Annotated in this window: 18 protein-coding genes; 11 read left to right on the top strand and 7 right to left on the bottom strand. The window is 30.3% G+C overall.

Annotated elements, in window-relative coordinates; genetic code table 11:
* Positions 1 to 138: 138 nt before the first annotated feature.
* The gene (gene purU, locus ACY191_RS07255) at positions 139 to 990 is read right to left on the bottom strand and encodes a formyltetrahydrofolate deformylase (RefSeq protein WP_042740020.1); all 852 of its coding nucleotides are present in this window, start codon (positions 988 to 990) and stop codon (positions 139 to 141) included.
* A gap of 428 nt (positions 991 to 1418) precedes the next feature.
* Here purU and xdrA point away from each other — a divergent pair, with 428 nt between their 5' ends.
* From xdrA to yhaM, 6 genes are all read left to right on the top strand, one after another.
* Entirely contained in the window at positions 1419 to 1883 is a 465-nt protein-coding gene (gene xdrA / locus ACY191_RS07260; RefSeq protein ID WP_042740021.1) for an XRE family transcriptional regulator XdrA, read from the top strand.
* Between the two features lie 271 nt (positions 1884 to 2154).
* Complete coding sequence (locus ACY191_RS07265; protein WP_463269991.1) at positions 2155 to 3285, top strand: DUF445 domain-containing protein; 1131 nt, start codon at positions 2155 to 2157, stop codon at positions 3283 to 3285.
* A gap of 68 nt (positions 3286 to 3353) precedes the next feature.
* Positions 3354 to 3698, top strand: coding sequence for a YlbF/YmcA family competence regulator (locus tag ACY191_RS07270; protein WP_042740023.1), 345 nt, complete (start codon positions 3354 to 3356; stop codon positions 3696 to 3698).
* A 312-nt stretch (positions 3699 to 4010) separates the two neighbouring features.
* Entirely contained in the window at positions 4011 to 5195 is a 1185-nt protein-coding gene (locus tag ACY191_RS07275; protein ID WP_042740024.1) for a metallophosphoesterase family protein, read from the top strand.
* Position 5196: 1 nt separating this feature from the next.
* Complete coding sequence (locus ACY191_RS07280; RefSeq protein ID WP_229367365.1) at positions 5197 to 8130, top strand: ATP-binding protein; 2934 nt, start codon at positions 5197 to 5199, stop codon at positions 8128 to 8130.
* The gene (yhaM, locus tag ACY191_RS07285; RefSeq protein ID WP_042740026.1) at positions 8130 to 9071 is read left to right on the top strand and encodes a 3'-5' exoribonuclease YhaM; all 942 of its coding nucleotides are present in this window, start codon (positions 8130 to 8132) and stop codon (positions 9069 to 9071) included. The genes ACY191_RS07280 and yhaM overlap by 1 nt, the downstream gene beginning before the upstream one ends.
* A gap of 113 nt (positions 9072 to 9184) precedes the next feature.
* Here the strand turns inward: yhaM and ACY191_RS07290 are convergent, their stop codons facing one another.
* Entirely contained in the window at positions 9185 to 9823 is a 639-nt protein-coding gene (locus tag ACY191_RS07290; protein WP_229367364.1) for an FMN-dependent NADH-azoreductase, read from the bottom strand.
* A gap of 82 nt (positions 9824 to 9905) precedes the next feature.
* On the opposite strand from ACY191_RS07290, the gene ACY191_RS07295 reads away from it, so the two are divergent.
* A complete protein-coding gene (locus ACY191_RS07295; protein WP_463269992.1) occupies positions 9906 to 10847 on the top strand; it encodes a helix-turn-helix transcriptional regulator in 942 nt (313 codons plus the stop codon).
* Between the two features lie 424 nt (positions 10848 to 11271).
* Here the strand turns inward: ACY191_RS07295 and prsA are convergent, their stop codons facing one another.
* The 4 genes from prsA to ACY191_RS07315 all read right to left on the bottom strand — a co-directional run bounded on the left by prsA (position 11272) and on the right by ACY191_RS07315 (position 14264).
* Positions 11272 to 12264 carry a peptidylprolyl isomerase PrsA gene (gene prsA / locus ACY191_RS07300; RefSeq protein ID WP_042740029.1) on the bottom strand — a complete coding sequence of 331 codons (993 nt, stop codon included), beginning with the start codon at positions 12262 to 12264 and terminating at the stop codon, positions 11272 to 11274.
* A 326-nt stretch (positions 12265 to 12590) separates the two neighbouring features.
* A complete protein-coding gene (locus ACY191_RS07305; protein WP_042740030.1) occupies positions 12591 to 13151 on the bottom strand; it encodes a DUF3267 domain-containing protein in 561 nt (186 codons plus the stop codon).
* A gap of 237 nt (positions 13152 to 13388) precedes the next feature.
* Positions 13389 to 13760, bottom strand: coding sequence for a YtxH domain-containing protein (locus tag ACY191_RS07310; protein ID WP_042740031.1), 372 nt, complete (start codon positions 13758 to 13760; stop codon positions 13389 to 13391).
* A 78-nt stretch (positions 13761 to 13838) separates the two neighbouring features.
* A complete protein-coding gene (locus ACY191_RS07315; RefSeq protein ID WP_042740032.1) occupies positions 13839 to 14264 on the bottom strand; it encodes an HIT family protein in 426 nt (141 codons plus the stop codon).
* 127 nt (positions 14265 to 14391) lie between these two features.
* Here ACY191_RS07315 and ecsA point away from each other — a divergent pair, with 127 nt between their 5' ends.
* The gene (gene ecsA, locus ACY191_RS07320) at positions 14392 to 15129 is read left to right on the top strand and encodes an ABC transporter ATP-binding protein EcsA (protein ID WP_229367362.1); all 738 of its coding nucleotides are present in this window, start codon (positions 14392 to 14394) and stop codon (positions 15127 to 15129) included.
* Complete coding sequence (gene ecsB / locus ACY191_RS07325; RefSeq protein WP_042740034.1) at positions 15126 to 16349, top strand: ABC transporter permease EcsB; 1224 nt, start codon at positions 15126 to 15128, stop codon at positions 16347 to 16349. Before ecsA ends, ecsB begins: the two co-directional genes overlap by 4 nt.
* A 59-nt stretch (positions 16350 to 16408) precedes the next feature.
* Here ecsB and ACY191_RS07330 read toward each other — a convergent pair whose 3' ends face one another.
* A complete protein-coding gene (locus tag ACY191_RS07330; protein ID WP_042740035.1) occupies positions 16409 to 16912 on the bottom strand; it encodes a signal transduction protein TRAP in 504 nt (167 codons plus the stop codon).
* Between the two features lie 263 nt (positions 16913 to 17175).
* On the opposite strand from ACY191_RS07330, the gene hemE reads away from it, so the two are divergent.
* Both hemE and hemH read left to right on the top strand, forming a co-directional pair.
* Positions 17176 to 18210 carry a uroporphyrinogen decarboxylase gene (gene hemE, locus ACY191_RS07335; RefSeq protein ID WP_042740036.1) on the top strand — a complete coding sequence of 345 codons (1035 nt, stop codon included), beginning with the start codon at positions 17176 to 17178 and terminating at the stop codon, positions 18208 to 18210.
* 83 nt (positions 18211 to 18293) lie between these two features.
* The gene (gene hemH / locus ACY191_RS07340) at positions 18294 to 19217 is read left to right on the top strand and encodes a ferrochelatase (protein ID WP_107580215.1); all 924 of its coding nucleotides are present in this window, start codon (positions 18294 to 18296) and stop codon (positions 19215 to 19217) included.
* Positions 19218 to 19233: the final 16 nt, after the last annotated feature.

A 19233-nucleotide genomic window follows, 5' to 3' on the forward strand; every position in this document is an offset into this window, starting at 1 on the left:
GACATTGATATTAATATCTAGCGAGATAGACAATTTATTATAAAACAGTGTCACAACTCATGTATTTATTCCAATTAATGAATAGTGAAATGCATAATTAAACAGTTGTGTTATATTTAATATTGTTCGAATGTAGATTTAAGCAAATACAATTGTTTTGTTACCTTCAGTGACAATAACTTTATGTTGTACATGTAACTCAACAGCTTGAGCTAAGACACGTGATTCTACATGACGGCCAATTTTACGTAAATCTTTAACATTATATCTGTGGTTAATTCGTGTAACATCTTGATCAATTATTGGCCCTTCATCTAAATCAGAAGTAACATAATGGCTTGTAGCACCAACAAGTTTCACACCACGTTCCCAAGCTTGTTTATAAGGGTTTGCCCCGATAAACGAAGGTAAGAATGAGTGGTGAATATTTATAATTTGATTTGGATAGTGACTAACAAAGTTATCTGTTAATATTTGCATGTATTTTGCTAAAATGATTAATTCTACTTCATGTTGCGCACATATATCTAAGATTTTTTGTTCAACTTCTTCCTTAGGTTGTGTGCTTGGTACATGGAAGAAAGGAATATTGAAAGCATCAGCAAAATGCTTATTATTTTCATGGTTACTTACAACACAAACGATTTCGGCAGGAATTTCACCACGTTGTACTCTTAATAATACTTCGTTAAAAGCATGGTCTTCTTTAGAAACAAATAATGCAATTTTTGTTTTTTTACTATTATCAAATAATTCAAATTCGATATTATTGTCTTGCAACTCTTGTTCTAAGGCTTGTTTCAATGTATCAACCTTTTCAAATTCAAATCTTAAATATAATTTACCTTCTGAATCTTGATCACTGTCATATTCTGTAAAATGATCAAGGTGTAAAATATTTGAATTATGTTTAGCAATAATGTTGGTAATGAGTGACGTAATGCCGACTTTATCTGAACAAGTTGCTAATAATATGTATTTATCTTTCATTTATATGGACACCTCAAATTTTAAAAGTAATTCAAATTATAATGAAGATTCTGAATAAAGTAAATCAATATAATTGTATTTTGCAATTTTATAAGAAATTAATTTTTAACTGTACGAGACGTAGTGAATTAGGCTATAATAATTATGGTCTTTTTACTTCAAAAAAGTAAAAAGTAATTAGTATGCGATACTACATAATGAATTAATACGCTTTCACAATGCCTGTTGTCGGTTGTTAAGGCAATATAGGGAATAAGATTGATTATTTTGATAATTTCGCCAATAATTAAAAACAATGAAAATTTCATTTCACTCTTTTATTTTATTAAAATTTATATTAAGATGTAATTTGTGTTTCAAGAAGCGTGTATTTTTGCAATTTCTTGTGTCCGGATAAAATATTCTTTTATGAAAGGTAGATTAAAGTAATGGATAGACAGACTTTTACAGATTTAATTCAAACAAAATTTAAAATGGTTCGTATCGAAGCGGGTTATACGCAAGATACTATGGCTCAGACTATAGGTCTTTCAAAGAAGACATTAGTTCAAATAGAAAAAGAGAGAGTATTACCTAACTGGACAACATGTGTGTCAATTTGTGCATTATTTAGAGATTCAGATGTACTAAATAGTACGTTTGGCTGTGATCCATTAGAAATGGTACAAACAATTTCTCGTAACCATTGTGCATATCCAAATCATTCAACTACAAGTGATATTTATTGGAATACTGTAGATACTCGAAATGGTTTTATTTTACAAAGTAACAAAGTTAGCGATATCTATCGTGTGCTTAATAAAGAAACGCAACCTATTTTTGGTACTTCAAAAATGAGAGAAGCGGAAACATATTTCGGTAGAATTTCTAAAGAAGAATTAATGCACGTATAAATGAATGCATTATAAAGTGATAGAAGAATCATTATTTATATGATTTAGTTTTAAAGATAAGAAAGTGCTTAAATTATATTTGAATGATTTAGTCACTATATTATAAATTTGACCTAAACAGAGATTTAGGTCTTTTTTATTTTTATAAACAAATTAATAAACATAAAAAGGTGTTATGCTACACATTCAAGTATGGTATGTTATACAATGTGAAAATAGTTTTACGTATAAATAAGACTTATAAAGATAATATTTAAAGGAGTTTATGTAAATGCATGCATTTCTGATCATAATATTTATGATGGTTATAGGTGCGTTAATTGGTGGTGTAACAAATGTAATTGCAGTTCGAATGTTATTCCATCCTTTTAAAACATACTATATATTTAAAAAAAGAGTACCATTCACACCAGGTCTTATTCCTAAAAGACGTGGTGAAATCGCAGATAAAATAGGACAAGTTGTAGAGGAGCATTTACTTACAGAATCAGTATTTAAATCAAAATTAAATGCACCGTCTTCTAAAGAAGCGATAGAGGCATTATTACTACAACAAATAGCTAAATTAAAACAAGATTCTACAACAATACAATATTTTGCAAATAAGTTAGACGTTGATGTCACTGACTATACAAACGATAAATTACAACAGTTAGTTCATACTAATTTGGATAAATTTTATTTAGAACATAAAGACCAACCAGTGAATATGATTTTGCCTGAAGAAATTGAACAAGCAATTGATGAAAAAGTTACGTTATTACCGGATTTATTATTTTCGAGGGCACGTGTTTATTTACAATCTGATAAAGGTGCAACAGATATTGCATCGATGTTAGATACATTTTTCCAAGAAAAGGGGAAAATCGTAGGGTTATTACAAATGTTTATGACGAAGGAAAGTATCGCTGAACGTATACAGCAAGAATTAATTAGATTGACACAGCATCCGAAAGCGAAGTCAATTGCAACTCAAGTGATTGATAGTGAATATCAGACGATTAAAACCAAACACCTATCTGAATTAGTGACTGCCACTCAATTTGATTCGTTTAAGCAGTCAGCAAGTGATTTAGCAGTAAGCTATCTAGCTATAGATGACAAAGCGCAACAACCATTACATCAATTAATGCCAAACTTTATATCTTTCTTAGAAAATAAAGTAGCAAAGAAATTAACAGATGTAATTATAGAAAATGCATCAGAACATCTTTCACCAATAATGAAAAAGATCAATTTAAGACAATTGGTAGAGGAACAAATCAACACATTCGATTTAGACTATATTGAAAAATTAATTATTGATATCGCCAATAAAGAATTAAAATTAATCATGTTTCTTGGTTTTTTATTGGGTGGTATTATTGGTCTATTACAAGGCGTAATTGCTATCTTTGTATAACATAATAAATTATGTTATTGTAATAGCGATGTGGTTTTAACACATAAACACAAAAGGAGTGAAGCAGAATGGCAGTAAATTTATACGATCATGCTAATCAATTAGAACAAGCTTTAAGAGAAAGTGATGAATACAAAGCAATTCAAAACGCTTATACTAAAGTTAAAGAAAATCAAGAATCAAAAGACTTATTCGATGAGTTCCGTGAAACTCAATTAAGCTTCCAACAAAAACAAATGCAAGGTGAAGAAATCGGTGAAGAAGAGCTACAAAAAGCACAAGAACAAGCTCAAAAAATCGAAAATGACTCTAATATTTCTGAATTAATGGCTGCTGAGCAAAACATGAGCCAAGTATTCCAAGAAATCAACCAAATCATCGTTAAACCTTTAGACGAAATCTACGCTGACTAATACAAAATTTTATCGTGGAAATGATTTGTGAAAGTTAACATATAGTTAATATTGTACAACTTTCAAGCTGTCGACAAAGTTTCAAACTTTGTCGACAGCTTTTTTTGTATTGAGTGATTTCATCAACAGTAAATGTAATATATTGTCATTACTTGTTTTATCGACTGATGCTTTACCATTGTGGTAAAATATATAGATACTAGGTGGTGACATGTGTGCTTTTTAATAAGCAAATTATTTTTGTTGAAATTAATTTTATAGCATAGCATACATAGCTACAAATACCTTTCTATAAAGGAGAACATATATCATATGGTTAAATTTATTCATTGTGCTGATTTACATCTAGATAGCCCTTTTAAATCTAGAAGTTATTTGAGTCAGTCTATATTTGAAGATATGCAAAATAGTGCTTATGAAAGCTTTAAAAAAATTATAGATTTAGCATTGAATGAAGAAGTTGATTTTCTAATTATTTCTGGTGATTTATTTGATCAAGAGAATCGTACATTGCGAGCAGAAGTATTTTTAAAAGAACAATTTAATAGATTAGCAAAAGAGCAAATTTTTGTATATATATGTCATGGAAACCACGATCCATTATCTGCAAATATTGGTACTGAATGGCCAGAAAATGTGTCGGTGTTTTCTGAAAATGTTGAAACATATCAAACTATTACTAAAAGTGGAGAAGAAATCTATTTACATGGTTTCAGTTACCAAAATGATGCCAGTTATGAAAATAAAATAGATGCTTATCCATCAAGTCAAGGTCAAAAAGGTATTCATATAGGTATCTTACATGGAACATACAGTAAGACAAATTCAAAAGATCGATATACGGAATTTAGATTAGAAGATTTAAATAGTAAGTTATATCATTATTGGGCACTCGGTCATATTCATGAAAGGCAAGCATTAAGTGATATGCCTCAAATTCATTATGCTGGTAATATTCAAGGTCGTCATTTTAAGGAACTTGGCGAGAAAGGCTGCTTACTAGTAGAAGGAGACAATTTAAAGCTCAACGTAACATTTGTACCTACTCAATTTATTCGTTTTGAAAAGGCAACAATAGAAACGGATAAAACCTCGAAGCAAGGTTTATTTGAAGTGATACAGGCCTTCAAGGAACAAGTAAGAAAGAATGGTAAATCAATTTATCAACTTACAGTAGAAATTACCACTGACCAATTTGTGTCTGAACAAGATTTAATTCAAGTTGAAGAAATGATTAGTGATTATGAAGAAAATGAACATAATTTTGTATTTATTGAAGACTTGACTATCCGCAACCAATTTGAAGATCAAAATACGTTAGTTAAAGAGTTTGCGCCAGAACTTATAGCAGACAATAGTGTTTTCGATCAAGCGATGAATGACTTATATTTAAACCCTAAAGCTTCTAAGTACCTTGAAAATTATAATGACTTTGATCGACGTCAGTTGATTGAACACGCTGAACAACTATTGAAGTCAGATATGAGGGGGGAATAAAATGAAAATCAAATCATTAGAAATTTATGGTTATGGTCGTTTTGTAGAGAGGAAAATTGATTTTGATGATCATTTTACGGAGATTTATGGTGAAAATGAAACTGGTAAGTCTACAATACAAGCCTTTATTCACTCAATACTATTCGGTTTCCCGACTAAAAAGGAAAATGAACCAAGATTAGAACCACGTATGGGCAATCAATATGGTGGAAAGTTAACCTTAATCCAAGATGATGGCTCACAAGTAGAGGTTGAACGTATTAAAGGTAGTGCAGTAGGCGATGTAAAGGTTTATTTACCAAATGGTATGATTAAAGATGAGGCATGGCTGAAAAAAGAGTTGAATTATATCTCTAAACGTACATATCAAGGCATATTTTCTTTTGATGTATTGGGCTTACAAGATATTCATAAGAAAATGGATGAAACACAGCTTCAAAATTATTTATTACAAGCAGGCGCTTTAGGTTCGACAGAATTCACAAGTATGCGTGAACTAGTGAATGAGAAGAAGGAATTGTTGTATAAGAAAAATGGTCGTAACCCTATAATTAATCAACAAATTGAGCAATTGAGAGAATTAGAAACTCAAATTAGAGAAGAAGAAGCAAAGCTAACAAACTATAAACGTTTTGTCGATGATAAAGATAAGTCAGAACGCCGTTTGAATCATTTGAAACAAAATTTAACCCAATTATCTAAAATGCACGATCAAAAACAAAAAGAATTAGCTTTACATGAACAAACTCAAGAATGGAAAGCATTGGAAGCGGATTTAAATATAGAACCAATCCAATTTCCAGAACAAGGTATTGATCGATATGAAGCTGCTAAACTTCAAACACAAAACTTAAAAAGAGATATTGGTTTACGTGAAGAACGCTTAGCGCATTTAACAGCAGAAAACGACAAAATTAACTTACCAAAGCAAAGTGATATTGATGCATTTAATCATATTCAGCAACAAGAAAATGAAATAAAGCAAAAGGAATATGAATTAAAATCCTTAGAAAAAGACATTTCAGATAAAGAACGCGAAAAAACAGGTTTAAAATCAAATATTGGTTGGCAAGATGTACATCATCACGTTGATAGTTCTGAAGCAATGAAGAGTCATATTAGTAATCAAATTAAGCATAAACAAGAACAAACAGCTATTATTCAACAGTTAGAACGCAATATTGAAGAAAATAAAATAGATAAAGATACGAATAATGCAGAGATGGATGCATTAGAAAAGGATATTGTTCCTGAAGAAAACTTTGAGAAAAAGAAACAATATAATAAGCGTGTATTTGAATTACAAGAAAAAAATAATTTATATCAGAAAATGAAAGAAGCTTTTGATATTGAACAACGTGAAAATGAGAGAAAACAAAATCTATTCCGTATGAGTTTAATTATCTTAGCGGTTATAGGCATTGGATTAACTATATTTTCATTTGTATCAGCAAATGTCATTTTCGGTGTTATATTTGCAATTTTATCTGTAATCTTTATAATTGGTATTTTTATGGTTAAATCAAAAGAAGTTGGACATAGTGAAACTTTTTCTAAAGAAATTGATGACCTACAACATAAAATCAAGCATTTAGAAGATAATTATGATTTAGACTTTGACTTAGATGATCAATATAGAGTTAGAGAACAATTACAAAATGCAATTAAGACTAAAGAGGCATTAGATAAAAAAGCAAACTATTTAACGACGAATTTAGAACAAGCTAAAAAACACTATCAAACTGCTGATAATAATATTAATAGTGTGAAAGCCGATTTATACCTTTCTGATAAAATGTCTGATGAATTAATCATAGATAGTATTGCAACAATGAATAAAGTAAAAGAACATGACACGCACATTATTGAGTTATCTGAACAGGCGCGTCAATTGAAAGAAGAAATTATAGCATTTTATAATCATGCAAAGGAAGTTACTAAAAATCAGTTTACTTATGTAAGTGATTTGTCATTATTTCACGATGTGAATCAGTGGTTGAAAGAAGAGACAAATAATGTTGATAAATGGAACCGCAATGATGAACAAATTAAATTATTACAAAGTGAACTTGGTCAATTACAAAAGCGTTTGACAGAAAATAATAATGTAATTAGTGAACTCTTTGGATTTGTAAATGTTCAAAATGAAGAGGACTACTATCAACACCATGTACAATATCAAACGTATCAACAACAAATGTCAAGATTTAATGATTTATCTAAATATCTTGAAAATCAAAATTATTCATATGATGTGAGTTCTAAATTGAGTGAGAAAACATTGGCTCAACTTCAAGAAGAGGATGAAACATTATCACGTCAAGTAGATGATTATAATGACCAATATTTAGAAATGCAGGCAGAAGTGAGTGACTTAAATGCTAAAATTACAGATATGGAGACCGATAAGACTTTAGCAGACTTACGTCATAAGTTCCACATTCTCAAAAATAAGGTTAATGATGAAGCCAAAGATTGGGCTAGCCTAAGTTACTTACAGTCATTAGTAGAAGGCCACATTAAGCAAATAAAAGATAAACGTTTGCCACAAGTGATAAATGAAGCAACAGATATTTTTAGTCATTTAACAAATGGTAATTATGTACAAGTAACTTATGCCAATGATGAATTAATGGTTAAACATTATAATGGACAAATGTATGAGCCTGTTGAATTGAGTCAGTCAACGAAAGAAATTTTATATATTGCATTAAGACTTAGTTTAATTAAGACGTTAAAACCGTACTATCCATTCCCAATTATCATAGATGATGCATTTGTTCATTTTGATAAGCGCAGAAAGGAAATCATGATGAACTATTTAAGACAAATGCCGTCAAATTATCAAATGTTATACTTTACTTGTGTGAAAGATACAAGTGTGCCTTCAAAACAAATAATCACACTGAACAAATATGAGGAAGGCGGTAAATAATGAGAAATGTAGAGAAATTAAACCCAGGAGATGCTGTAGATCACTTTTTCTTAATTCACAAAGCGACACAGGGTGTTACTGCACAAGGGAAAGATTATATGACACTTTACTTGCAAGATAAAAGTGGTGATATAGAGGCGAAATTGTGGACAGTTACTAAGGATGATATGAAAATATTAGAACCAGAAAAAATTGTACATGTACAAGGTGATGTCATTAATTATCGTGGTAGAAAGCAAATGAAGATCAATAAAATTCGTCTTGCAACATCTGAAGAAAACCTTAAACCACACGATTTTATTGATGGAGCACCATTATCGCCAGATGAAATACAAGATGAAATTGCTCACTTTATGTTAGAAATTGAAAATGCGAGTTTACAACGTATTACACGTCATTTAATCCGAAAGTATCAGGAGGCATTTTTCACATTTCCAGCTGCGAGTACGCATCATCATAATTTCTCTAGTGGTCTAAGCTATCACGTGTTAACAATGTTACGTGTGGCTAAGTCAATATGTGATATTTATCCGTTACTTAATCGTAGTTTGTTATACAGTTCGATTATCTTGCACGATTTAGGTAAAGTAAAAGAACTAAGTGGTCCAGTGGCTACTTCTTATACAGTAGAAGGGAATTTACTTGGGCATATTTCAATTGCGAGTGATGAAGTTGCAGAAGCAGCGAGAGAATTGAAAATTGATGGTGAAGAAGTTATGTTACTAAGACACATGATATTGGCCCACCATGGTAAAATGGAGTTCGGATCACCGAAATTACCACATTTAAAGGAAGCGGAAATATTATTCTTTATCGATAACATAGATGCTAAGATGAATATGTTTGAAAAAGCCTATAAAAAGACTGACAAAGGTCAATTTACTGAACGTATCTTTGGTTTAGAAGGCCGTCAATTTTATAATCCGAAGTCAATCGATTAATACAAAATCCCACTATAAACTGTGATTATTATAGTTTATAGTGGGATTTTTATGTGCTTAAATAAGTTGTTGTAGAAGCGTTATAAGTCATTTAAACAGCGATTGTTACTTTTTTATTTATAAAATGCTGGCAATTTGTTAAACATTTTTCGTTGGGCATTTGTCATTACTTCATTATCGCTATAAATCGCTGTACCCTCTGCACGAACGATATCAAATGAATCAAAGCCCATTATTTCTTCAAACATCGCTTTTAAATAGTCATATGAAAATTCAAGTTTGGTATAACGATCATTATTAGTATAGACGGATCCACTCGCTTGTAATAATAAGCCTTTATAATTATCAGTCATTAATCCTACTGAACCATCAGAAGTATACTTGAATGTTTCTCGAGCAATTAAAATGTTGTCCATATAGTCCTTCAATTTTGAAGGTATATTAAAATTGTGCATAGGCATCACAATTACAATACGGTGATGCTCTTTAAATTGAGTAATTAATTCGGTCCAAATATTAAACAGTTGAGATTCAATGGTATCAAGTTTTTGATGATTATTTTGCTTTTCCCAAATGTTTAATAATTGTTGATTATCTAACTTAGGAATTACAGTTTCATATATATTTAAAGTAGTTATTTCTGTATCAGGGAAGTGTGTTGCGATTTCGTGCTTGAATAAATTTTGTAATTTAGCAGAATACGTATTCATATTATAGTAATTTGGATGTGCATTAATTAATAGTGTTTTCATTGTAATAGCTCCTTATTCATTTGATATACTTAGTATATTATTTAAAGGTGTCAGAATATGAAACCATTGAAAGGAGTATTTTATGAAAAAATCAGAACGTTTAAATATGGAGCTCATTTTTTTTAAAGATAAATCAAGCTTTCATTTAAAGGATCTTATGGTCGAATTTAATATTTCGAAAAGTACAGCGATAAGAGATATAAAAGCTTTAGAAGAAATGGGATTAGCATTGTATGTTGAAAATGGTCGATTCGGTGGTTATAAAATAATTTCTGAAAATTTATTGACTCCAATTTACTTCAATAATAATGAGATGTTGGCAATATTTTATGCATTAAAATCAATGAGCGCATTAACTACAACTCCTTTTGAAAAAACGTATGCTCAACTTAGTGAAAAATTGTCCGCAACAATATCGCCAAATTTAAGGAATGAAATTACTGAAACGCTAAATTACATACATTTTCATACAGTTTCACCTGTGAAAAAAACAAAATATTTAGCTACGATATTAGAAGTTATCCAGAGTAATGATGTTGTAATGATACATTATTCCCAATATGAACCAATTATTTATGAGCGTATACAGATTTATGAATTATTTTATAGAAGTGGTGTATGGTTTTTTAGTGGCATGGACTTGATTCGTGGTCAGTGGGGCATATATCGCTGTGATTATGTAGATATGCTTGAAAAAGTAGAAGATAATTTAGCTAAATATACACGCTCACAATTGTCTGATTTAGAAATTGACTATGAACAGAACTATCACGATATAAACTTTAAATGTGAATTAACAGCCTTTGGAGTGGAATTATTTTTAAAAAAATCCTATCCTAATATGTCATTAGAATATATTGAGGACAAACCATTTATTGTTGGTGGATATAATGAAGGTGAACTACAGTATATGATTGATTATTTAATATCACTTGGTGAAAATGTTAAAATTCTATACCCTGAATCATTAAAAATAAATTATATGACGAAGTTGAAGGCGATATTGAATCAATATCAAAAATGATGATTTGGAGCTAGCTGATAATAATAGATGTGTAGAGCATGGTTGAAGGTACGTGAATTTTAAAAGGATAGTATGCTAATCTGTATACAGCTTAATTATATATTGTACATATCTGATTTATGTTAGATATCGCTATGTACTGATCTATAAATTGTTCAATTTTGTTGAATAGTATCAGACTAGGGCAGTGTGACGTAAAATAACTGTACAGAAAAACAAAACGTCAATTTCTATTAGTAAAAGATAGAAATTGACGTTTATTTTGTAGTTAGAAGTAATTAAGTCACTGACTACATTAATGATATTAATGATTTGATTTGTATTATATATATCATACGTATATATTTATTAAATTGTCTTAGTGTCTACTATGTGTAGCATAAGCGTCTTGTCTAATGAACCAATAATTTCTTGATATAATACGTTATTGTCCAGTTGACATGCTAGAACCACTTTGTTGCATAGCTTGTTGTTGTTGCTGCTGTTGCTGCTGTTGTTTAATCTTATCTGGATCTAAGATTGAATCTTCAATAGCTTTTTTAATATCTCTGTCTTTGTAGTCAACTTTATATTCATCAAGTAATTCTTTGTAAGCATCTGTTAGTAATTTAGGATTCTTTTGCACTTTTTGTTGGATTAATTGTGATTTAAGTTTTGATTTTTGTTTATCAAAGTCTGATTCTTTATCAGCTTTGATGATATGGTAACCGTAATCTGTTTTAACGACTTTAGATACGTCGCCTTCTTTCAATTTAAATAATGCTTTTTCAAATGTGCTATCCATTTGACCTTTGATTACGTAACCTAAGCTACCATCTTTTTTCGCAGATGATGTATCTTTTGATTCTTTCTTAGCAATTTCTCCGAATTTATCAGGATTTTTAGCAACTTCTTTTTGAATTTCTTCAGCTTTTGCTTTTGCTTTTTTATCTGAAAGGCCTTCTTTATCATCTTTGTTTTCTTTAACTTTGATTAAGATGTGTGAAGCTTTTTTAGTATTCTCTTTAATATCTTTGTCAGATATATCTACTTTGTCATTTAACAATGCCTTTTGATAAGCTTGTAATTTTTTCTGTTCTTTGTAGTCATCAAGTGTCATTTTTTGTTGTTTTAACATGCTTTCAAATTGGTCTTTACCGCCATATTGCTTCTGTTCTTTTTCAACTTCTTTATCAATATCTTTAGTATCAACTTTATCTTTGTATTTATCTGCCAATAATTTGTTTAACAAGATAGAGAATGAACTATTTGCGATTTGTTCGTCGCCTAATTTATTCATTACATCTTCGACTTTAACGTCGCCAGCTTTTGAAGAAATAATTGTATCATCTTTAGAATCTGTAGCACTATTACCACAAGCACTTAATAATAAGGCACTTGCCGTAATTGGAAGTAAAACTTTTTTAAATGATTTCATAGTTGGAAACTCCTTTTGTAATAATAACAACGTAAATATAACATATTATTGATTATACACCAATTAGAAACCCCGTTAATAAGACTATAGTACTAGGAGGAATTGCAATTTTGGAAGTAATTTAAATAAATGTACTAAAGTTAGTTAGAAGATATAGCATAGCGATAATTTGATAGTGTATGCGTAATATTAATAAATAATAAATTGAGAAATGATATTGAGCAAAGTATTAATGACAATTAAAAAACAAAAAAAGCAACTTCTATATCCATGTAATAGAAGTTGCTTTGTAATTATGTTAACAGATAATTTGTTACATAAAATTGTTATTGTAAATTTTGATTCATTTCTACTTTATTTAAAATATTTATACCTGTTTGGTGCTCTTCGATAAATTTTCCTTCATTAGAAAAAAGAATTATTTTTAAATAAAGAAAATCCATCACTGAGTAACCCATATTTAAAGCGATGATAAACATGAGGTAATGACCATATTGTGGAAATAAAGCACTAATATATGCACAAATCGGTGTGATGACTAACACAGGTGTGATTAAATCAAAACAAAAATAATACTTATTCACAGGAGTGTTTACATAGGTATTATAAAATGGGACATACTTACCTCTAATTAATTTGTATTTTCGAAAGGATTTATAATACGGAAATAAAAAGGCTAAGTGAATGGCCTTATGAATTGGATATAAAAAAACGACGAAAATTAAAAATATTATAAAATATCGATCCGTTAACTTTGTATCTGAAAAGAAGTACAAAATTTCATAAGCAATTAAAAAAGTAATAATCGTTGTAACGATACTTAGAAATGCAATTCTAGGTAGTCCGAAACGTGCATTTATATCAATTTGACGAGAGCATAAATACATTTAAACACCATACTCCTTTTGATTAATAAGAACAGTTAATATACTTTCGTATTATCTAACTTAAATTCTTAAACGTCAAGCTATAATTTCCTACAAATTACTAGCGAAAGGGTATTAATGTGTTCATAGAAAATTAGTGTTTAAAATTGAAATAAAAAAACTTACTCCATAGAGAATAGGAGTAAGTTGGATTTGATTTATAATAATAAAACGATGTAGCTTAGTATTCAATAAGAGTTATTTATCACTTTCAAATGTTTTGCTGATTTCTTCGCCACGATTTTGAAGGTTTTCAATGTGAGATTGCAGACGTTTAATATTAGGATCAATATCTGATTTAAAGTCACCAATCATTGTTTTTACTTCGTCGCCTATTGAGCTACCAAATTCTGTACTTTCAGATTTGATTTGAGCTACATAATTTACAATATCATTTATATTTTGTTTGATAGAATTAATTTCTCTGCTTACTTCTGATTCAGCGCCAGTTGGCTTTCTAGTTTGGGCGTTTAATTCAATCGACTCTTTTTTATCACGATTCATTAATGCAACACCTAGACCAGTTGCAACTCCAGCACTAATTCCTAATAAAATTTGAGCTGTTTTCATAAAAATTCTCCTCATTTCTAAATATCTCTTATTCATTAACATTTTTTATATACCCATTATACTATGTGGTAAGCATGTTTAGTTGAATTGAGCAGCGATTTCTTTTGCAATTTTTGCTTTTTGTTGATCATCGATACTATCTTCGTGTGTTGTCCATTTATAACCAAAACCATCAACATCGTTTTCATATCTTGGTAACAGGTGGAAATGAAGGTGGAAAACAGATTGATCGGCAAATTCACCGTTATTTTGTATAATATTTAGTCCATCAGGATTAAAAGCTTTCTTAATTGCATTTGCAACTTTTGGTAAAGCAACCCCAATATGTTTCATAGTTTCTTCATCTGTTTCAAAAATATTAGCAGAAACTTTTTTTGGAACTAATAATGTATGACCTTTAGTTACTTGTGAAATATCTAAAAAAGCATAAACATAATCATCTTCGTATACTTTATGGCTAGGTATATCGCCATTTATAATTTTACTAAAGATTGTTTCTGACATAAATCTTCACTCCTTCTATGATAGTTACTGACTATTATAGCATTAGTCGTTTCTTTCCGTCATTTATCATTGTAAATTTATGAAGAACACGCATTTTTTGATACAATATAATTTATGGAGGTGCCTCATGACAGTAAAAGTAGAAAATTTAACAGGCGGTTATGGTAAACGACCTGTTATTAAAAATATGAATTTTGAATTAAAAAAAGGTGAAATTGTAGGCTTAATTGGACTCAATGGTGCAGGAAAAAGTACAACTATCAAACATATGCTTGGATTGTTGACACCAATGGAAGGCGAATTAACGATTTCTGATATAAATATTAATGAAGATGTAGAAACATATAGAAGGAAATTATCCTATATACCAGAATCGCCCGTTATTTATGAAGAATTGACTTTACAAGAACATATTTATATGACTGCTATGGCATATGATATAGATAAGGAAGAAGCGATGAAGCGTGCACTACCTTTATTAAAAACATTTCGCTTAGAAAACGAACTCAATATTTTTCCGAGTCACTTCTCAAAGGGCATGAAGCAAAAGGTGATGATTATTTGTGCCTTTATCGTCGATCCAGAGTTATATATCATTGATGAACCGTTTTTAGGCCTTGATCCACTTGGTATTCAATCAATGTTAGATTTAATGGTTGAAAAGAAAGAAGAAGGCAGAACTGTATTAATGAGTACGCATATTTTAGCTACAGCCGAGCGATATTGCGACCGATTTTTAATAATGGATAAAGGTGAACGTGTTGCGTTTGGAAATTTAGAAGAATTAAGAGCACAAACTGGATTACATGGAAAAACATTAGATGAAATATATATTCATGTTACACAGGGTGGACACGATAGATGACCACAAATGCGAAACAATTATTTATCCAACGCAAACGTGAAATAGCTAAAGAGAAGAGATATTATAATAAATTTATTTTTAATGGCCACTTCTCTGTATTTCTAGTTATTTTACTCGGTGCCTTTATTATGGGGTATGCTGGTTGGTTACAATCGATACCTAAACATATAAATTATGCCTTAATTGCTAGCGTAGTTATGGCTGTGATTTCAATTTTTCCAATTAGAACATTATTAAAAGACGCAGATCGATTATTCTTACTACCATTTGAAAAACACATGTCAGAATATATGAAACAAAGTATAAGTTATAGTTATTTTACTCGAATTGGGTTACAGATATTAATGATAGTGATATTGTTTCCATTATTCTATGTCTTAAATGGTCAAACATTTGGTTTTTACGTTATATTTGCAATCTTGGCATTATTATTACCTTTATTAGGCCTTGTATTAAAATGGTTATGGTATAAATATAAACTAGAAAGCTGGTCATTATATACCTTACTCCTGATTATATATACATCGAGTTATTATGTTGCTTTAGGAGTGAAAAGCATAGCAAGTATAGTAGCAGTATTTATCCTTATTGGGTTAGCCATTATTTTATACAAAAGTACAGATAAACATTTATTCCCTTGGGAAAAATTAATTAAAATAGAACAACAACATCACATGAATTATTATAAATTTGTAAATATGTTTACTGACGTCAAACATTTAAAAGAGACTGCGGTAAGACGAAGTTATTTAGATCCATTATTAACTACACCGAAACAGAAAAAGTTCAATGCACAGCATATGTATTTATATTTATTTACGCGCAGCTTCGCTAGAGGGAAGGATGCATTTCATATTATATTGCGTCTTGTAGTGATTGCAATTATATTAATCATTTGGTTACAACAACCAGTGGTAGCACTCATCATAGGTAGTTTGTTTATGTATATTATCTTACTGCAAATGGCACAATTCTATACACAACAAGCATATGGGCTTTGGCCTCAAGTATGGCCAGTTCCTGATAGTAAAGTGATTAGGGGATATGAGCAATTTTTAAATCGACTTATGTTCATTATAGGGATCATATTCTTAATCGTTTACTTTATTGTAAATCCTACTTATGGTTTTGCTGGGGTAATCTTTTTCCTAGTAGGCTGGCTTACAGTTAGAAATGTAGTGAAAAAATTAAAATATCAAGAAACACTTTTAAGAGACTAAAAAAAGTGGTTGCTACTCATTTTAAATGAATAGTAACCACTTTTTTTGATTTTTAAATATTAATTGTCATCAATCGGGAATAAATAACGCTCAAAGTAACTTGAATGTTGACCACTTGAACCGAAATATTGACTTAAAGCAAGTTTGTCAAAATTATCTTTAAATACATCAGATGCTTTAAAATCTTCATATGCTGTTCTACTTTCAAAACCGAAATAAATTTTGTAAGTTAGACCTTGTTCGGGTTTTAAAAAGCGATAGCTTCGATAACCAGCGTATTGGTTAAAATCTGTAGAAACATTTTCTAATTTTTTCTCTAATTGATATGCGTGATCATCAGATGTTGGAATAAATATCACTGAGAAGAAATGATCTTTATTTAATTCACCTTCTGATTTCAACACATCGTAAACTAATGGCTGTTTTAACACTGATTTGTCTTCTGTTTCTTCTATAATAACTGAAGAATCAGATGCTGAGAATTGTAATAAATTGTGATCAGGATTGTTAAGTCTAATTTGATTTAAATAACCAAATGTACCATATGATGCATAAACTTTCATGAGATTTTCCCCCTTGCTTTGTTTTACAATATATAATAGGAATAAAATGCTTTTTATATACTTCTATCTATTTTCCCAAATAATTATAAAATATGCTTAGATAACATTATAATAGATTTTCACTAGAAAACAATAGTCAAATGATTGAGACATATATGTAAGTTGATTTGAATTTTTTATGACATTTAAGCACAAAGAAATACGCAATATATGCCAATGTGGTATTATAGATAAGAATGATTATAATGTAGGAGGGCATTAAGGTGCATAACAAAAATAATACAATTTTAAATATGATAAATGGTGAAGATGTCACTCACACGCCAGTATGGTTTATGCGTCAGGCAGGAAGGTCACAGCCAGAATATAGAAAGTTAAAAGAAAAGTATTCACTATTCGAAATCACGCATCAACCAGAGTTATGTGCATACGTTACGCACTTACCTGTAGACAATTACAATACAGATGCTGCAGTGCTTTATAAAGATATCATGACACCGTTGCAACCCATTGGTGTAGATGTTGAAATCAAATCAGGTATCGGCCCTGTTATTCATAATCCTATTAAAAACATTCAAGATGTCGAAAAGTTAGGGATGATTGACCCAAAACGAGATGTACCATATGTATTAGATACAATTAAATTATTAACAGAAGAAAAATTAAATGTACCATTAATCGGATTTACTGGAGCGCCTTTTACACTTGCGAGTTATATGATAGAAGGAGGACCTTCTAAGAATTACAATTTCACAAAAGCGATGATGTATAGAGATGAAGCTACGTGGTTTGCTTTAATGGATCACCTTGTAGAAATGTCAATTAACTATGTATCTGCTCAAATAGAAGCAGGCGCTGAGTTAATTCAAGTTTTTGATTCTTGGGTTGGTGCATTAAATGTCCAAGACTATCGTTATTATATCAAACCAGCAATGAACAAATTAATTAGTGGCATAAAGGCGAAACATGATGTCCCTGTTATTCTATTCGGTGTTGGTGCAAGTCATTTAGTTAATGAATGGAATGATTTGCCTATCGATGTGTTGGGCTTGGATTGGAGAATGTCGATTAAAGAAGCAAATAATTTGAATATTAATAAGACGTTACAAGGTAATTTAGATCCTTCTATTTTATTAGCACCATGGGATGTAATAGAGGAAAGATTAAAACCGATACTAGATGAAGGTTTAAATCACGGTAAACATATATTTAATTTGGGACACGGTGTATTCCCACAAGTTGATCCTGAGACCTTGAAAAAGGTAACTCAGTTTGTTCACCAATATACACAAAGATAGTAAGGCATAAAATATAACGAGCAAGAAAGACAAGTAATTATGTCATGTCCATCTATAAAAACAATACAAAGGATGATATTAAAATGACAAAAAAAATAGGCTTATTAGTTATGGCGTACGGTACTCCATATCAAGAAAGTGATATTGAAGCTTATTACACTGATATTAGACATGGTAAAAAACCAACTGAAGCTGAGTTGCAAGACCTAAAAGATAGATATAAATTCATCGGTGGTTTATCACCATTAGCGGGAACTACAAATAATCAAGCAGAAGCATTATGTAAAGCATTAAATGAAGCATATTCAGATGTCGAATTTGAACTTTATATCGGATTGAAACATATTCATCCATTTATCGAAGATGCAGTAAAAGCGATGCATAACGATGGTATTACTGAAGCGGTTACAGTTGTTTTAGCGCCTCATTATTCAAGCTTTTCTGTAGGCTCTTATAATAAACGTGCAGTAGAAGCAGCAGAACAATATAATATAACTTTCAAACATGTTGAACATTATTATGAACAACCGAAATTTATTCAATACTGGACTCAAAAAATCAACGAAACTTTGACACAGATACCTTCAACTGAACATGAAGATACAGTGCTTGTAGTATCTGCACATAGTTTACCTAAAGGATTAATCGAAAGAAATAATGATCCATATCCACAAGAATTACATCATACTGCAGAATTATTGCAACAACATTCAAATATTATACATGTTGCTGAAGGTTGGCAATCTGAAGGTAATACTGGAACACCTTGGTTAGGACCTGATGTGCAAGACCTTACACGTGAATTGTATGATGAATATAAATACAAACATTTTATTTACACACCAGTGGGATTTGTGTGTGAACATTTAGAAGTACTATATGATAATGATTATGAATGTAAGGTCGTCTGTGATGAATTAGGAGTAAATTATTATAGACCGACTATGCCAAATACAGACCCCTTATTTATAGGTGCAATCGTAGACGAAGTTAAAAATGTTTATTAAAGGAAGCGTGAAATAC

Source organism: Staphylococcus sp. TCBT05 (genome assembly GCF_055179755.1).